General features: G+C 50.8%; 16 protein-coding genes and 1 tRNA gene. All 17 read right to left on the bottom strand.

The features are described 5' to 3' along the window. Window positions 1-18: 18 nt before the first annotated feature. The 17 genes from EXW96_RS19765 to EXW96_RS19685 all read right to left on the bottom strand — a co-directional run bounded on the left by EXW96_RS19765 (window position 19) and on the right by EXW96_RS19685 (window position 16,085). On the bottom strand, window positions 19-786 hold the full coding sequence (locus EXW96_RS19765; protein WP_054819653.1) for a type III pantothenate kinase: 768 nt from the start codon (window positions 784-786) through the stop codon (window positions 19-21). Next, complete coding sequence (nadC, locus tag EXW96_RS19760) at window positions 783-1,661, bottom strand: carboxylating nicotinate-nucleotide diphosphorylase (RefSeq protein ID WP_054819662.1); 879 nt, start codon at window positions 1,659-1,661, stop codon at window positions 783-785. The genes EXW96_RS19765 and nadC overlap by 4 nt, the downstream gene beginning before the upstream one ends. Then, the gene (gene nadB, locus EXW96_RS19755; RefSeq protein WP_074730133.1) at window positions 1,654-3,267 is read right to left on the bottom strand and encodes an L-aspartate oxidase; all 1,614 of its coding nucleotides are present in this window, start codon (window positions 3,265-3,267) and stop codon (window positions 1,654-1,656) included. The genes nadC and nadB overlap by 8 nt, the downstream gene beginning before the upstream one ends. A gap of 42 nt (window positions 3,268-3,309) precedes the next feature. Then, window positions 3,310-4,248 carry a quinolinate synthase NadA gene (gene nadA / locus EXW96_RS19750; RefSeq protein WP_062410346.1) on the bottom strand — a complete coding sequence of 313 codons (939 nt, stop codon included), beginning with the start codon at window positions 4,246-4,248 and terminating at the stop codon, window positions 3,310-3,312. 287 nt (window positions 4,249-4,535) lie between these two features. Further along, the gene (gene ftsH / locus EXW96_RS19745; protein WP_062410345.1) at window positions 4,536-6,512 is read right to left on the bottom strand and encodes an ATP-dependent zinc metalloprotease FtsH; all 1,977 of its coding nucleotides are present in this window, start codon (window positions 6,510-6,512) and stop codon (window positions 4,536-4,538) included. Window positions 6,513-6,584: 72 nt separating this feature from the next. Next, window positions 6,585-7,124: a hypoxanthine phosphoribosyltransferase gene (gene hpt, locus EXW96_RS19740; protein ID WP_054819654.1), complete on the bottom strand. Its 540-nt coding sequence runs from the start codon at window positions 7,122-7,124 to the stop codon at window positions 6,585-6,587. Between the two features lie 18 nt (window positions 7,125-7,142). Further along, on the bottom strand, window positions 7,143-8,567 hold the full coding sequence (gene tilS, locus EXW96_RS19735) for a tRNA lysidine(34) synthetase TilS (protein WP_137671176.1): 1,425 nt from the start codon (window positions 8,565-8,567) through the stop codon (window positions 7,143-7,145). A gap of 68 nt (window positions 8,568-8,635) precedes the next feature. Then, on the bottom strand, window positions 8,636-9,544 hold the full coding sequence (locus EXW96_RS19730; RefSeq protein WP_174351233.1) for a serine/threonine protein kinase: 909 nt from the start codon (window positions 9,542-9,544) through the stop codon (window positions 8,636-8,638). Next, window positions 9,528-10,304, bottom strand: a complete 777-nt coding sequence (locus tag EXW96_RS19725; RefSeq protein WP_062410343.1) for a vWA domain-containing protein — start codon at window positions 10,302-10,304, stop codon at window positions 9,528-9,530. The genes EXW96_RS19730 and EXW96_RS19725 overlap by 17 nt, the downstream gene beginning before the upstream one ends. A 147-nt stretch (window positions 10,305-10,451) precedes the next feature. Next, window positions 10,452-12,947: a stage II sporulation protein E gene (gene spoIIE / locus EXW96_RS19720; protein ID WP_062410342.1), complete on the bottom strand. Its 2,496-nt coding sequence runs from the start codon at window positions 12,945-12,947 to the stop codon at window positions 10,452-10,454. Window positions 12,948-13,293: 346 nt separating this feature from the next. Next, window positions 13,294-13,367: transfer RNA gene (locus tag EXW96_RS19715), tRNA-Met, on the bottom strand. Window positions 13,368-13,510: 143 nt separating this feature from the next. Next, on the bottom strand, window positions 13,511-13,987 hold the full coding sequence (locus EXW96_RS19710) for a S1 domain-containing RNA-binding protein (protein ID WP_054819659.1): 477 nt from the start codon (window positions 13,985-13,987) through the stop codon (window positions 13,511-13,513). Between the two features lie 121 nt (window positions 13,988-14,108). Beyond that, window positions 14,109-14,438 (bottom strand): FtsB family cell division protein, encoded by a 330-nt coding sequence (locus EXW96_RS19705; RefSeq protein ID WP_062410341.1) that lies wholly within the window; start codon window positions 14,436-14,438, stop codon window positions 14,109-14,111. A 40-nt stretch (window positions 14,439-14,478) separates the two neighbouring features. After that, window positions 14,479-15,060 carry a spore cortex biosynthesis protein YabQ gene (gene yabQ, locus EXW96_RS19700; protein ID WP_062410340.1) on the bottom strand — a complete coding sequence of 194 codons (582 nt, stop codon included), beginning with the start codon at window positions 15,058-15,060 and terminating at the stop codon, window positions 14,479-14,481. Beyond that, window positions 15,057-15,341, bottom strand: coding sequence for a sporulation protein YabP (yabP, locus tag EXW96_RS19695; RefSeq protein ID WP_062410339.1), 285 nt, complete (start codon window positions 15,339-15,341; stop codon window positions 15,057-15,059). The genes yabQ and yabP overlap by 4 nt, the downstream gene beginning before the upstream one ends. 193 nt (window positions 15,342-15,534) lie before the next feature. Continuing rightward, complete coding sequence (locus tag EXW96_RS19690) at window positions 15,535-15,813, bottom strand: RNA-binding S4 domain-containing protein (protein WP_054819661.1); 279 nt, start codon at window positions 15,811-15,813, stop codon at window positions 15,535-15,537. Then, on the bottom strand, window positions 15,813-16,085 hold the full coding sequence (locus tag EXW96_RS19685; RefSeq protein WP_010501443.1) for an HU family DNA-binding protein: 273 nt from the start codon (window positions 16,083-16,085) through the stop codon (window positions 15,813-15,815). The genes EXW96_RS19690 and EXW96_RS19685 overlap by 1 nt, the downstream gene beginning before the upstream one ends. Window positions 16,086-16,122: the final 37 nt, after the last annotated feature.

Here is a 16,122-nt window from a genome sequence, read left to right as displayed (position 1 = left end):
TTTGTTACACATAAAAATTTACCCGACATTCCGTTCATAAATGATTTGCAGCCCCTGCAGTGTAAGCAAAGGGTCCACCAGCTCAATGGTACGGGATTCGCTTGAAATTAACTCCGCCAAGCCGCCGGTCGCAATAACCTTCGGCTCTGAACCGAATTCCTGCCTGATCCGGTCCACGATGCCATCCACCTGACCTGCAAAGCCGTAAATAATGCCCGCCTGCATGGAAGCAACGGTGTTTCTTCCTACCACGCTTTTGGGTTTGGTCAGCTCAATCCGGGGCAACTTGGCCGCTCGCTGATACAGGGCTTCGGTCGAAATTCCAATCCCTGGCGCAACGGCGCCTCCGACATATTGTCCGCCTTCATCAATATAATCAAACGTGGTGGCCGTTCCAAAATCGACCACAATACAGGGGGAACCATACAGCTCGATGGCTGCCACGGCATTCACAATCCGGTCCGCTCCCACCTCTTTTGGATTCTCATAGCGGATATTCAGACCGGTCTTGATCCCCGGCCCTACGACCAGAGGCGTTTTCTTTAAATATTTTAAACATAATTGCTCCAGCACAAACATAAGCGGCGGTACGACCGAAGAAATGATAATCCCTTCTACCTGCTCCAGGCGAATATCCGCATGGCGGAACAGATTCACCATCATCATTCCGTATTCGTCCGTGGTGGCCGACCGATTCGTGCTGAGCCGCCAGTGATGCAGCAGCTGCCTGCCCTCGTAAATACCGACTACGATATTCGTGTTGCCTACGTCCACCACCAGAATCATGCACGATCCTCCTTCTTCCCCTTCTGTTCATTCAAATCCAGGCTGATATCCAGTGACTGGACAGAGTAAGTCAGCCTGCCCACGGAAATCACATCGACGCCGGTCTCAGCGATCTCACGCACATTGTCCAACGATACATTTCCTGACGCTTCTACAATGATATGCGGAGCCCGTTGTTTAATGAACAGCACCGCTTCCCTCATTTGTTCCGGCCCCATATTATCCAACATGATGATATCCGGCTCCGCGCCTAACGCTTCGTTCAGCTGCACGAAATTCTCCACTTCGACTTCAATCTTCATCGTGTGGGGAATGCGGGCCCGGGCGGATTGAATCGCCTTCGCGATGCCTCCGGCACCCTTGATATGATTGTCCTTGATCATCACCGCGTCGTATAAACCGAACCGGTGGTTATGCCCTCCGCCGACGCGAACCGCATATTTCTCCAGCATGCGGTGGCCCGGAGTCGTTTTGCGCGTATCGACCAGCCGCGAGGGACGCCCTTCCAGCCGTTCGACAAACTGGTTTGTTCGGGTGGCAATACCCGACATGCGCTGCAGCAAATTGAGCGCTAGCCGTTCCCCCAGCAGAATGCTGCGGGTACTTCCGCTAACCTCCGCAATGACGGTTCCTTTGGAGACGGCGTCCCCATCGCTCGCTTTAGCCTCAAACCGAAGCTGAGGATCAACCAGAGCAAAAACCGCCTTCGCGACGGGAAGGCCTGCCACAATACCGTTATCCTTCACATGAATGATCCCTTTGGACATTGAATCGGAAGGGATGGTGGTCATCGTCGTGACATCGCCCATGCCGATGTCTTCTTCCAGCCATCGCTTAAGACTTTCATTCAGAACGGTTTGATTCAACTCAAACATCATCGCTTCTCCCTTCCTTGATTCCGTTCACGCGGTTGAACACGGTATGCTTGCGCCATACCAGGTCGTCCCTTTCAGGGAAATCTTCTCTGTAGTGTCCCCCGCGGCTTTCCTCCCTAATCAATGCAGCCTGGGTTGTGAGCAGCCCGCATATGAGGAGATTGGCAAACTCGTACTCCTCCCGCTTGGACAGGCAGCTGTCCAAAAAGGACAGGTGACGCTTAAGCTCTTCGTAACCCTTAGCCAATCCTTTCGCATGCCGCTTTAGACCTGCATAGCGAAGCATCAGCTTCTGAAGCTTCAGCTTCTTCTCCACCACCGGCTGAATCGCGTTATCTTTTAAGGGCCGCTGCTCCCGGACGGGCGGTACCGTTTCTAAAGGAGACAGCTGATCAATCCGTTCTACGATCCGCCGCCCGAAAACAATCGCCTCGGACAAGGAGTTGCTGGCAAGCCGATTGCCACCGTGAACACCGGTTGAGGATACCTCCCCGCATGCGAACAACCGCTTCACGGTGGTTTCTCCGTATAAGTCCGTCGCTACTCCGCCCATCATGTAATGGGCCGCCGGCGCAACCGGAATCCAGTCCGATGACAAGTCCAACCCGTAATTCAGACAGAAATCATAGATGGTCGGAAAACGGTTCTTCACGGTTTCATGTGATTCGTGGGTAAAGTCGATGTAAACGAATGTGGACTTCGTCTCCTCCATCTCACTGACAATGGCACGTGCGACAATGTCCCGCGGAGCCAGCTCCAATTGGGGATGGTACCGCTCCATAAAACGCTCTCCTTTGATGTTGCGAAGTACCGCGCCTTCTCCCCTTACGGCCTCCGAGATCAAAAACCTCGGCGCCCCCGGGTAACATAATGCCGTCGGATGGAATTGTATAAATTCTACGTCGCGTATGTCCGCTCCTGCACGATAAGCGATGGCAATGCCATCGCCTGTGGCAATCTCGGGGTTCGTCGTGTAACGAAACAGCTGTCCGGCCCCGCCGGTGCAAAGAATCGTCGCATTGGCGCCCACGAACACCTTTTGTCCGTCCGGCCTTTGCACCAACGCACCGTAACACGTTCCTTCATCGGTGATCAAATCGATAACAAAATGATCATCCCAGATCTCAATGTTCTTCTCCTGCTTCGTTTTCTCCGAAAGGGCTCGTACGATCTCAGCGCCGGTTGCGTCGCCCTGAGCGTGCAGAATACGCCGTTGGCTGTGCGCCCCTTCCTTAGTTAAGGCAAAACGGCCGTCCTCCATATCGAATTCGGTACCCATACGGATCAAATCCGTAACGCCTGCAGGACCTTCATGAACCAGCACATCCACCGCGGCCGAAGAACACAGCCCCGCTCCGGCAATGAGCGTATCCTGCCGGTGATAGGCAGGAGAATCCTCATCCGATATAACCGCCGCGATTCCCCCTTGAGCATACCGGGTATTGCTGTCCAGCAGCGATTTTTTCGTCACCATCAATACCTTATGCTTTTCCGATGCTTTCAGAGCGGTAAAAAGACCGGCGATTCCTGCGCCGATCACGATGACATCCGTATAAACATGAGGAAGCTTCTCCAAATCAAAATTAACCAAGTACCGCGGTATCATTGATTCCCAACCCCACCCGTCCAAGAAGAGAAGTAGCGCATGCTACTTGACCTGCAACATGCGCTCCAAGGATGCTCTGGCCTGATCGGCCACGTGTTGTGGCACATAAATTTGGGGGCTGTTCGTCTCCAAACATTTGACCACCTTTTTCAAATTGTTGACTTTCATATTAGGACAAACCAAATACTTCGTGGCAAAATGGAATTTCTTGTTCGGACTGTCCATTCGCAGCTGGTAACCGGTTCCATCCTCTGTGCCGACGATAAATTCCTGGCAGTCGGATTCTTTGCAGTATTTAATGATCGCCGTTGTGCTGCCGACAAAATCGCCAAGCTTTACGACCTCCGGACGGCATTCCGGATGAACCACAAATTGAGCATTCGGATACTGCGCTTTCATTTCCTCTACATCTTTGACGGTCAACATGTCATGTGTGTTGCAATATCCTTCCCAAATAATCATTTTTTTGTCCGTAAATTTGGAAACGTAATCCCCCAGATTTTTATCCGGAACCCAGATGATTTCATCGGAATCGACCGAATTGATCACCTTGATCGCATTCGCCGACGTACAGCAAATATCCGTCTCCGCTTTAACCTCGGCCGATGTGTTGATATACGCAACGACCTTGGCATTCGGATGCTTTTTCTTCAACTCCCGAAGGCCATTCACATTGACCATGTCCGCCATCGGACAGCCGGCCCTTTCATCGGGAATGAGCACTGTTTTGTTCGGAGCCAGAATCTTTGCGCTCTCTCCCATAAAATGCACGCCGCAAAATACAATAACGTCGGCATCGGTAGATGCGGCCTTCTGCGCCAATAAGAAAGAATCGCCCCGAAAATCAGCCACTTCCTGGATTTCATCCCGTTGATAATAATGAGCAAGAATAATGGCATTACGCTCTTTTTTCAACTGGGCGATTCGTTCCTTCAGCTCTTGCTGCTGCTCCTTTTTTCGCTCCAATGCTAATGCTTCCATGAGGTACCATCCTTTTCTCAGCCCCTGCAGCCGGTATGAAAAATTCATTCATTGACTAGAGCAGTCTGGTGAAAATGTTCACAAAGCTTATAAAGATTTACACCTAATTTACACAACTGATAAAGCTATGTCAATGTTTAAATCACCTGAAAAACCCGGAAAAAATCCACAATTCCGGAACCCCTGTTCATCCGTACCCGGTCATAAGTCCAGTTTCGCAAAAAGCCGTCATGGACCCTGTGAAATACAAAAACCGGTGCTGTTTCCAGCACCGGTTTAGCGTATGGTTATTTATCTTTATCTGGGTCCTTGGAATATATTTTATCCAAATCCGATTGACTTTCTTTGCTTTCCTGCGAGGGCTGACTTTGGATGTTCACTTTCACTTCCTCGGATTTGGCTTCAGAGGAGCCGTCTTTCTCCAAAGGCGGCAGCGAACCTTTTTCGATCAGCTCTTTAATTTGATCCTTCTCAAGGGTTTCCCTCTCGATCAAGGTTTCCGCTACAAGACGAACCTGGTCTTTATATTGGGTAAGAATTTCTTTGGCCCGTTCATAGCAAGCGCGGGTCATCGCTTGCATCTCCTGGTCAATTTCATAAGCAATCGCATCGCTATAGTTTTGCTCGTGCCCAAAATCGCGGCCCAGGAAGACCTGACCCTGCGATGTGCCGAACTGCATCGGACCAAGCTTGTCGCTCATCCCGAATTCCGTAATCATGCGGCGAATAATGCCGGTAGCTCGTTGGAAGTCGCTATAAGCGCCGGTTCCGATTTCTCCGATGAACAGCTCCTCGGATACCCGGCCTGCCAGAAGTCCGGTGACTTTATCGAGCAGCTCGGACTTCGTCTGCATCATTTTGTCTTCGCCTTCCTTCGGCAGCATCATCACGTAACCGCCTGCGCGGCCGCGCGGAATGATCGTGACCTTATGCACCACATCGGCATTCTCCACATGAAGACCTACAATGGTGTGGCCCGCCTCGTGGTAAGCGACCATTCTCTTCTCCCGCTCGCTGATCAGCCGGCTTTTCTTCTGCGTCCCGACGATGACACGGTCGAAAGCCTCCTCGATCTCAGACATCGAGATATCCTTCCGGTTGCGGCGGGCTGCGATCAGCGCTGCCTCATTAAGCAGATTCTCAAGATCCGCACCGGTAAATCCGGTCGTATAGCGGGACAGTTGATCCAGCTTCACGTCCTTATTCAGCGGTTTGTTGCGGGCGTGTACCTTCAGGACGGCTTCACGGCCTTTCAAATCCGGACGATCTACTGTAATCTGGCGGTCGAAACGACCCGGACGGAGAAGGGCCGGATCGAGAATATCCGGACGGTTTGTCGCAGCGATAATAATAATCCCTTCGTTTGCGCCAAAACCGTCCATCTCAACCAACAGCTGATTGAGCGTCTGCTCGCGTTCGTCATGCCCACCGCCCAAACCGGCTCCGCGCTGGCGACCCACGGCATCGATCTCATCTATAAAAATAATACAAGGGGCGTTCTTTTTTGCATTCTCGAACAAATCGCGTACGCGGGATGCACCGACACCGACGAACATTTCGACGAAATCGGAACCGCTGATGCTAAAGAACGGCACACCGGCTTCACCGGCCACAGCTCTGGCAAGCAGCGTCTTCCCTGTACCCGGAGGCCCGTTCAACAGAACCCCTTTCGGAATGCGGGCACCCACTGCCGCAAATTTGCGGGGATCCTTCAGAAATTCCACCACTTCTACCAATTCTTGCTTCTCTTCATCGGCTCCGGCGACGTCCTCGAAAGTGACGCGTTTTTTCTCTTCATTATAAAGCCTTGCTTTGCTCTTGCCGAAGTTCATCACCTTACCGCCGCCACCTTGGGCTTGATTCAGCAAGAAGAAGAACAGAATGAAGATGATCACGAACGGGATGATGGAGGTGAGGAAACTGATCCAAACATTGTCCCCTTCCATTCTCTCGATGTAAACGTTCCCCGGGGGAATGTCGCTGGATTCAATCAAACGGAAGATTTGTGGGTCATACGGCGCACGGGATTCGAAATTTTTATTATTCGACGATGGCGCATTTTTATATGTCCCCCGAACTAAATACGTTTGAGCATCGTACTTGACGATGATCGATTCGACATTCTTTTCCGTTAAGGTCTGTCGGAGTTGATCGTAGCTGATGATGTCTTGTTGCTCATTCTGAGTGCTGATAAAATGAACGATTCCGACGGTAACCAAAAAAATGAGCAGATAAAAGCCTGTATTGCGAATAATGCGATTCATTCCCTACCTCCTCTCAGGCAAACGGCAACTTTGTATATTGTACCACAGCAAGTCTTGGCTTCTCAAGAAATGCTAATGGGAGTACACTTCCGGCTTCAATATGCCTACATACGGCAGATTCCGGTACTTCTCGCCGTAGTCCAGACCATAGCCCACCACGAACGCATCCGGGATAACATAACCCTTATAGTCTGCATCCAAATCCACCGTTCTACGCGCAGGCTTATCAAATAAAGCGGCGACCGTGATCGATTTCGCATTGCGTCTTTCCAACACATCGATCAGATAGCTTAACGTCAACCCGCTGTCGATAATATCCTCAACAATGATTACGTGACGGCCTTCTACAGAGATGTCGAGATCCTTGATGATTTTGACTACACCCGACGATTTGGTAGAGGCTCCGTAGCTGGACACCGCCATGAAATCGATTTCGAGCGGTATCGTTATCTGTTTTACCAAGTCAGCCATGAAAATGAAAGCACCCTTGAGCACGCAGATGACGAGAGGGTTGCGCCCTTCGAAATCGCGGCTGATCAATTCGCCCATTTCCTTCACTTTGTCTTGAATTTGCTGCTCAGAGTATAGTACTTCTTGGACGTCGTTTTGCAAAAGAGATCCTCCTACTTCTTAAGTAAAATCAATATCAAGCTTCATACATACCACGTGTTTCGTTTCTTTGCCGGCCAACGCATGCCCTGACCGCCGAACTCCGGGCAGCCATAGAATGCGCCCTTTGGCATCCGTTACAATCGGGATCTTCTCCCTCAAGCTCAACGGGAGCTTGCCGTCAATGAACATATCCTTTACCTTTTTCGATCCATTTAGTCCCAGAGGACGCATACGATCTCCGGGACGACGGCTTCGAAAAATGACAGGGAAGGCCAGTTCATCCACATCGAAGCAAGCCGAATACATATCTCTTGTCTGCGGCTTTTCCGTCGTCCCTATAAGCCATCGAAACTCCGCCCGAACCCCCGTCTCGGGGATCAGCAGCTCCGGCTGGTTCTTCTTGATCTCGTAGACATAAGGTAAAGGTGATAACACCATCGTATGTACAGCGATTTGATCATATTCCCTGCTGAGCGTAATGTTTTGTCCGATGACTCGCCTGAAATTCGTCGGCTGCTTACTAAGCGCGGCTATCCGCATCTGCTCGATTTTCAGGAAATCGATGGATTCCGGATCGGAAGCAAGATAACTTAATATTAGTTTAATCAAACGCCTTTGTAAAGCAACATGTACCCCGCTAAACCACTCCGCACTCCAGAACCAGGCATCGTTCTTCCGGCTTACATGAGCCTTGTAAAGCCTGAGCGTTTCCGCCTCCAGGTAATCGTCCTCTCCGGCCATCATTTCAGCCAGTCGGTTTAAAGCGGAAGGAAGCTGGTCATTGTAGCGGGAAAGAAAAGGCAGCACATCCAATCGTATTTGATTGCGAAAATATTTGGTCTGCAGATTGCTGCTGTCTGTGCAGTAAGGTAAGCCCTGCGCGGAACAGTAATGCAGCAGCTCTGATTTGTATATACGCAGTAAGGGACGAATAAGTTCCACATCATTTTTTTCTTTGCGCCTGATAGGGATACCGGCCAAGCCGGATGGCCCTGTTCCCCGCAGCATACGCATCATAACGGTTTCCGCCTGATCGTCCGCATGGTGCGCAAGCGCGATGCGCCGAGCCTGGTAGCGTACAGCCGTATCCAGCAAGAAAGCATAGCGTTTTTCCCTGGCGGCCGCTTGTGTATTCAGCCCTGTTTCTTCTATATAACGCGGCATATCGATATAGGTGGAAGCCAAAGGAAGGCCAAGGCGCTGTGCCAGTTCACTCACGAGCTCCGCTTCCCGATCGGATTCCAACCCCCGAAAGCCATGGTTTACATGGGCTACGACGAGCCTCCATCCGTATCGATCGGACAACGCAAACAAAAGATGAAGCAGCGCTACGGAATCGGGCCCTCCCGATACCGCTACGACAACCCCATCTCCCGGTTCAATCAGCGTTTCGTCTCGTATGTACCGCTCTATCTTAGCGGATAATGATTGTGCCGTCTCCATCCCTATGTCCCTCTCATTTCCCCAATAGCCCGTTTCTTCTTGTTATCCCGCTCTCTTATGTATTGCCCCTATGGCCAAACCAAATACAACGTTGCGCCGAATACAATTAATGAGGCGGCAAAGCACAGCTTAATCCAATCCCCATTTACCGGCTTTTTATGGACGGTTCCATTTCCCAGACTGCGGGCCCGCCAATCGGCCAGCATCTGCTTTGAGCTGTCGTACCGTCCCGTAAGCGCTTTGCGGAGCAAGGGGGCTGCCTGCGCCAATGGGGGACACCCCTGCAAAAGCTCAAGCAGCCATTCTACGTTCCGGGTTTGCGGCAGGATGGATGTCACGCTTTGAAACCTCTCCCGGTCGGTCACTTGGAGGAGCAGCACTGCAAAAGAAAATAAATCATATCCTTCATCCGCCGTTCGCGATCCGTTGTTCCAAAACCCCCGGTCATACACTTCCGTAAACTGTTTAACCGACCGGCCTTTGGCCGTCACCCCTCCGAAGTCGATCAGTTCCACTTCTCCGTACCCGGTAATGATCATGTTCTCCGCCTTCAGATCTCCGAAGACAAAGCCGCTTGAGTGAAGCTCCGATAACTTGCGCAGCAAATTCAAGCCAATCAGAGGAATCCAATCGGTTCCATATTGTTTAATAAACTCTGTAAGAGACTTTCCTTTGATATAACGCATCACACAGAAAGGATAATCCATACCCTCCTGTGAAAAATCATCCGCTTCCACGAGCATATCCTGAAAGGAAGTCGAAGATTTCGTTAACGCCTTGAGCGCATTCACTTCCGATTGATGATCCGCCGGATCAAAGCCTATTTTGAGCGCGTAATGCCGCTTGCGCCGGCTCACGAGAAACACCTTTCCGTTCGCCCCCTCGCCAAGCAGCCGCTCGACCCGGTACTGGTTTTTGTTCCACTTGCCCTGAATCCAGGCTCCCACAGGTACTGCGGGTTCAAACAACGTAGTCACGGAGTATCCCTTCCTCGTTTGTTATCACAGTGCCGCTCGTTATAGAGAGGCTCCCGGCTGTATAACCCGCGTTCTCTTTGTTATCATCGGCATTCCGGTTCATAGATTGAACCACTTTCAGCAGTGCGGGACCTGTGGGTGTCGTTCCCTTCATGTTTAATTTATAAAACAACCGGTTCAGATTTGCAAGCTCGTTGGTCCAATCCAAATCCATGACAATCTCTTGGTCCCCCGATACGTTCCCCGGAAAATGGAAAACGGCAATCCGGCTTTGGCCGATTCGGGACTGCAAGCTAAGCTGGAGATCCGCTATGGCTTCTTTTACGGCCTGAAGTTTGGGCTTCATGCTGGCGCTCGCATCGATCAACAGCGCGACCTGCAGGCTCGTCGTCTCCGTTAAATCGTCGATGACCCGGACGACCTCGGAGCGCTGTTCCGGCGGCAGCGCTTCAAGCCTGGAATGTCCCAGGATGCTGCGAAGCTCTTGTCCTACGACCTGCTGAATCGTTTGCGCAACTGTCTTGCGCGTCATCATTTGCACCGTCGGGGACAGCTGTGAAGGCTGAACCATGCGGCTCATCCCGCCACCCGCCTTGGCAATTTCCGCGATTTCCGCCGCAGCCGAATCGTCCGTATCGCCGGCATGCAGCACGCCAACCACATGAACGATAATCCCTTCCGCCTTGGCATGGGCCGCCGCTACAACCGGACTGATTCCAACATTCGAACAACCGTCTGTGATGAGAATAATCTGCTTCATCTTTCTGTCCTCCCTTTTACTCTATTACATATCTTTACCAGTAGGGAGGATTCTAAACTTGGTTTCCGACAAAAAGGAACATCCCTGTTCATTGGCACAGCAATCCGCCATACCTAAAGAACGGATGTCCCTTAGAAAATCTATCTATTAACTAACCGTCTTCGGACGTTCGACGCGCTGCATTCCCGGCCAGGAGAAGGTAGCCCATTCCGGCTGGAATTTATCAATCCGTGCCACAACCACCGTCATATCATCATAGATATCTCCGTGATGATACCTTACCACACGCTCGAGCAAAACATCCGCAAATTCCTGCGGGCTGTCCGCCTCGATTTCTGAGATCATTCGCTTCATCCACATTTCTTTGTTGACGGCGTGGCCGGGCGCATCGTAAATGCCGTCGGTCACCATAATCAAAATATCCCCATGCTTCAAAGACACGCTCACGAGATCGATATCCATGTCCTGCACAATGCCTACAGGCAAATTGTTCGCCGTAACGGCAATCACATCATTCCCCCGTTTGATGAAACTTGGCGTGGAGCCAATTTTCATAAATGTCGTATTCGCGCTGTACTGATCGATCAGAGCCACATCCACTGTCGCAAATACCTCATCCGACGAGCGCAGCATCAGAATGGAATTGAGTGATTTGATCGCCAGCTTCTCGTCCATGCCGGATTGCAGCAACTGCTGCAAAATCGAGAGCGCCGTGCTGCTCTCCGCCCGCGCCCGCTCGCCATTGCCCATTCCGTCACTGAGCGCCACCGCAAATTTGCCGTTGCCCAGCTCTACTGTGCTAAAGCTGTCTCCGGACAGCAAATCCCCTCCTTTCGCCGCTCCGGCGATCCCCGTCTCCACTTCGTATTCCTTGGCCGACCCGAGCAGTACGGCGCTGTACCCTCCTTTTTGCTCGAGCAGCTGCTCGTTCTTGACTGCAATGTTTTCCCCGAGAATATCCGAAAGCAGGGGAGCAATAATTTTACGACATTCATCAAATCCTTTCGTATATTGATGGATAATTTCAATCTCCACGTTCCCTTCATCCAGACTGATGATATCGATGCTGTGAATGGACAGGCCCAGTTCTTCCAATGCGCTGCGGATCTGCTCCTCCTGCATGAAGAGCTCTTGTCCTTCCCGCTTGATTTCCTTGGCCAGATCTTCCATGACCTGAGAAACGCCCGATAGCTGTTCCGCCACAAGCTGACGGCTGTCGATGATTTGCTTTTTCCAATGCTGGTCATTCTTATACTGGCCATACTGTTGTTTCATCACCTCCAGCACCTGATCCGGTTTAATGCACAGCTTTTTCCATTCGGGTAGGATGTCTTTGCGTGTCATGTTCTCGCGCAGCTCTACCTCGGTCATCATGTCGGTCATAAATTTATACGTTTGATAAAATTTGCCGTCCCAGCACTGCTGTCGTTTCCAGCACGATGCACATGATTTTTCGGCCACGGAATTCATGAAGTGCCCGACTTCTTCCTCTTTGTGCAGCGGCTGGGCATCCACCGTAATTTGCTTGAAGCTGCGCGACAGCTGGCGGAATACTTCGGAGAACTGTTCAACGCGGTTTGCCGTTACATCGCGGACCCTGCGGGCATAATCATGCTGTGACTTTAAATTCTCTTGGGTCCCCGGCACATATTTGGCCAACGTCTGTATCACTCCCTTGGGAGTCAGCAGGAACAACGCCACCGCCGCGACCGATTCCCAGGTTGAGTTTAGCACCTGAGCTTGGGTCCCCAGATAAACGGATAAGATGGAGGAACCAAGCAGCATGCCAAGCGCTACCGCCAGCCTGCCGCCTTCCCGGAGCAAGCCCGCCAGCATCCCGGCAAAAGCGAGCAGGCTCATCTGGTAGATTGCACTGGAGCTGGCCAAGCTAAGAATGAGTCCGGAGATCACTCCCACCGAAGCCCCCAAAGGCGCTCCCCCGACAAGCGCGAACAGGAGGATCAAATACCGGGACAGCACATGCTCCAGCGTTACCGGACCAATTAACCAGCCGACCGTCCCCGTCATGACGGACGCAAGCAGAATAATAAGACAGATCACCTCTTCATTTTTTAAACTGTAATTTTTTCTGGATAAGGTAAATACCGGTACGGCCTGCAAAAAGATATGAGTCAAAATCAAGCTGAGCATCGATTCGATGGCCGTCATCATTAAGGTATACCACGTGAGCTCAGCGGAAGCGAGGTGTGAAAACAACTGCACAAAGAAGATGGATGCAAACACGATGACCGGCGCGTATGAAATGTCCGATCGTTCGAACCGTTCCACTCCTCTTTGTATGAGAAGAAACACGATCATGGAGGCCGCAAGATAGCCCGCATTCATAGGCTCTACAGAGAACAGGCTGCCGGCTGTCAGGAACAGGCCGGACCAAAAGAGCAGCTCCCGCCTCAAGAAATACATCACGGCAAAATAAGCGACGGCAAACGGCGCAAGCTGTTCCAGAATCATTGCGCGGCCCAGCAGGAACGCCATCACAAGAAGCAGAATGGACCATCTCTTACCGACAAGCGACTGGACAAGCCTGTTTTCTACGGTGACTCTGGAAACGGACTTCATCGAGCGCTGCATCCACCCGGACCATGCCGTTCCCGCTTTGGAAAAAATTTGACGTTTGTGCATAATATGATTACACCACCCATAAACTATTAGTGGTACCTAGTATACGTGGTGCGTTGTGGAAAGTTTGTCAGAATGAGTTGGTAGATTCAAAGTTTTTTCCGACAAAAAGAAGTCTGTCCGCGAATTTCGTTCAGTCGTTGTCCTACCTGTATTTGTTAGGGCTTTCAAAATGGTTTGGAGAAGAAATTCAGTCTTGTTCCCCTTTGTGTTCGCCGCGGACAAGCACTCTTTGCGTTACAACCTGTCGATTCGGGGAGCTGAAATGGAATATCCGACAAATATTGGAATATTTCACAAAAAAAAGAACCGCTCCCACAGTTTCTATGGAAGCGGTTCTGAGCACTTATAGCGGCGGAGGGGATCGAACCCCCGACCTTACGGGTATGAACCGTACGCTCTAGCCAGCTGAGCTACGCCGCCGCAACAAGCATGAGTATATAATAGCCGGCAAGGGCTTGTCAAGTCCCGATGCGCGAAATATTCGACCCGTAAAATATTTCCTCCGTATGCAAAAAAGCCGTTCGGACTTGGCCAGTCGAACAGCTTCGAAATATCGTTTCCTGCTAGTCTCGGCGCGCGCCGCGACCGCCGCGCTTACCCTCGGTGTTCTTCTTAAGGGAAGAAATGCGGTCTTCGCTGTCTTTCAGGAAGCGAGCCATTTTATCTTCAAAGGAAAGCCTGGTTGCGGGAGGTTTACCACCACGGCCTCCACGATCCCCACGGTCTCCTCGGTTAAAGCCTCCGCGGTCTCCTCCTTGTCTTTCAAAACGAGCGGGCCTTGTCGGCGGAGCAGCATCTACCGGACGATCCACCGTTTGCTTGATGGATAAACCGATTTTGCCGTCTTTGTCGACATTAATCACTTTCACGGTAACGATATCGTTCAGCTTGAGATGATCGTTGACATCCTTGACATAGTTGTCCGCAATCTCCGAGATGTGTACAAGGCCGGTAACCCCCTCGGAAAGCTCGACGAACGCCCCAAAGTGAGTAATGCCTGTTACTTTTCCTTGCAGCTTGCTGCCCACTTCAATTGCCATAAAGTAAACTGATCCTCCCTTAAATAGTTAGCAATGCAAAAAAAACAATAATGAAGCTACGCAGATTATAACTTATGGAGAAAATACGGTCAACACAAGGCGTAGACCATCATTTGCTAGGTTATTTCTGTGGCGGCTTCGGGGTATAAAACAACGTTTCTCCTTGCTTTACATAATGAAGCTCTTTACGGATTTTTTGCTCTACGTATTCCGGGTCATTGAGCCTTTCGATTTCGCGCTGCAGGCTGTCATAGACCTGCTGCGTCTTGGTCAGTTCCTGCTCAAGGGCGCTAACCTTCTCTTTCCGGTCACTGATTTTGTCAGCCTGGTTCCAAAGGGTAATGCCGGCCCAACTCAAAAAGCATGCCAGCACCAGCATCACAAAACGGCGTCGGCGATACGAGCCTTTGTTTTGCGGCTCACTATGTTTTGCTTTAGAAGCTGCCTGCATGAACCTTGTATCCTCCCAGGTTACGATAAGAGCGAAACTCTTATCTGAATTTTTGCAGCCAGGCTGCGACAGTTGTTATCATTTGCTTCATCCATGCGGGAACCGGAATTCGGGCGCGAATCCATCGGCCAATCGGCCTCACCAGCCATACAAGCAATTTCCGCACAGGATAGCATAATTGTATCACAGTTTTATAAAGGAAAATAGCCACCGCGAGCAAAAATCCTAAAAAGATGATCAAAAACCGGTATAATCCGATCGCCGGCTTGACAATAAACACCCGGATCAACTGCTTTCCAATGCGAACGGCGGCCAGCACAATGCGGATCAATAACCGAATCACCCAGATGACCGCACGGCTAAACACCAAAAAATATAAAACGATGCCGATGCCAAGACCAAGAAAAATAAACGGGCGAACCTCGCCCCAGTTGCTCTCATAAAGAAGCCTGAACACGATCAGCGTGCCGATGAACCAATACAGGAGATCCAGGACGGCTTTCATCCAAGAGGGTACTTTCAGCTGGCCAGCAAGCACCCGGTACATGTCGAACAGCACTCCCAGCGCGAGCCCTCCTGCAGACATCATGCCCAGCGTCACAAATTGAATCTGCAGCGTCACTTAAACAGTTTACCGAAAAATCCCTTGGTTTTCCCCTGGGAGTTTGCATCCACATACGCCAGCTCGTTGACATACCCTTCAATCGCGACCAGGCCCTGCTCGAGACTTAAATTTTTGATATGTAAATTTTGGCCTTTGATCATCAGATAGCCGCACTCGGTTTCCAGCAAAAACTCCTCGCTGTCGAAGCTTTCCACATTCAGCACTCCGGATACTTCCAGCAGCTTGCGGTTGAGCATTTTAATCTCCTGGCGCTTTACCTTCCCCGGCAATTCTGCCATGGCACGTCCCCCTCCTCATCACTTTGGCCTGCCCAAAGCATGCTTACTATAAACGTATGGGGGTCGTCCGAGGTTTAGAACTCCCAATCGGAATCCGATGCGCCATCCTGCAGGATCCGCCTGTGACCGGAAATTACCGCCAGACTAAAAAGAGACCGAGCATCCGCTCAGTCTCTTCTTGATCGAAATCGGATCACAACAAAAAGTCCGAATCACGTTTGTTCATTTCTTCTTTCAGCAGCGTGTACATCTTGGCCGCGTCTTCCTTGCGGGTTGACTCGGACAGCAGTTCCACGCGAACGGTGACCAGCTTCTGCCCGAATTGAATCGTCAGTTCGTCGCCTACCTTCACCGTGCTGCTGGGTTTGGCTTCCCTTCCGTTAATCCAGACGCGGCCCTGTTCGGATACGTCCTTAGCGACCGTACGGCGCTTAATTAAACGGGAGAGCTTGAGAAACTTGTCAAGCCGCATTATTTCACCGCTTCTTTAAGCTTGTTGCCTGCTTTAAAGGCTGGAACCTTGGATTCTGGAATTGTAATCTCTTTACCGGTTTGCGGGTTGCGGCCCGTGCGTCCGGAACGTTTGCGAGTTTCAAATGTGCCGAAACCAATCAGCTGAACCTTGTCACCATTCGACAAAGCTTCTGTTACTTCGCCAAGAAAACTGTTTAATACAGATTCCACGTCTTTTTTTGTAAGGCCGCTTTTTTCAGCGATGTTGTTGATCAAATCGGTTTTGTTCATGAGTAAATATCCTCCTCTTTGAATGACGCTAAGCTTA

The organism is Paenibacillus sp. JMULE4 (genome assembly GCF_013337105.1).
In the GTDB taxonomy this organism is placed as follows: domain Bacteria; phylum Bacillota; class Bacilli; order Paenibacillales; family NBRC-103111; genus Paenibacillus_G; species Paenibacillus_G naphthalenovorans.
This window is presented reverse-complemented; position numbering and strand designations above follow the sequence as displayed.

What these genes read in the sequence shown, in the direction of transcription:
- EXW96_RS19765 (WP_054819653.1), bottom strand. Translation starts at nt 786, where the DNA reads ATGATTCTGGTGGTGGACGTAGGCAACACGAATATCGTAGTCGGTATT.
- nadC (WP_054819662.1), bottom strand. Translation starts at nt 1,661, where the DNA reads ATGTTTGAGTTGAATCAAACCGTTCTGAATGAAAGTCTTAAGCGATGG.
- nadB (WP_074730133.1), bottom strand. Translation starts at nt 3,267, where the DNA reads ATGATACCGCGGTACTTGGTTAATTTTGATTTGGAGAAGCTTCCTCAT.
- nadA (WP_062410346.1), bottom strand. Translation starts at nt 4,248, where the DNA reads ATGGAAGCATTAGCATTGGAGCGAAAAAAGGAGCAGCAGCAAGAGCTG.
- ftsH (WP_062410345.1), bottom strand. Translation starts at nt 6,512, where the DNA reads ATGAATCGCATTATTCGCAATACAGGCTTTTATCTGCTCATTTTTTTG.
- tilS (WP_137671176.1), bottom strand. Translation starts at nt 8,567, where the DNA reads ATGGAGACGGCACAATCATTATCCGCTAAGATAGAGCGGTACATACGA.
- EXW96_RS19725 (WP_062410343.1), bottom strand. Translation starts at nt 10,304, where the DNA reads ATGAAGCAGATTATTCTCATCACAGACGGTTGTTCGAATGTTGGAATC.
- spoIIE (WP_062410342.1), bottom strand. Translation starts at nt 12,947, where the DNA reads ATGCACAAACGTCAAATTTTTTCCAAAGCGGGAACGGCATGGTCCGGG.
- EXW96_RS19710 (WP_054819659.1), bottom strand. Translation starts at nt 13,987, where the DNA reads ATGGCAATTGAAGTGGGCAGCAAGCTGCAAGGAAAAGTAACAGGCATT.
- EXW96_RS19705 (WP_062410341.1), bottom strand. Translation starts at nt 14,438, where the DNA reads ATGCAGGCAGCTTCTAAAGCAAAACATAGTGAGCCGCAAAACAAAGGC.
- yabP (WP_062410339.1), bottom strand. Translation starts at nt 15,341, where the DNA reads ATGGCAGAATTGCCGGGGAAGGTAAAGCGCCAGGAGATTAAAATGCTC.
- EXW96_RS19690 (WP_054819661.1), bottom strand. Translation starts at nt 15,813, where the DNA reads ATGCGGCTTGACAAGTTTCTCAAGCTCTCCCGTTTAATTAAGCGCCGT.
- EXW96_RS19685 (WP_010501443.1), bottom strand. Translation starts at nt 16,085, where the DNA reads ATGAACAAAACCGATTTGATCAACAACATCGCTGAAAAAAGCGGCCTT.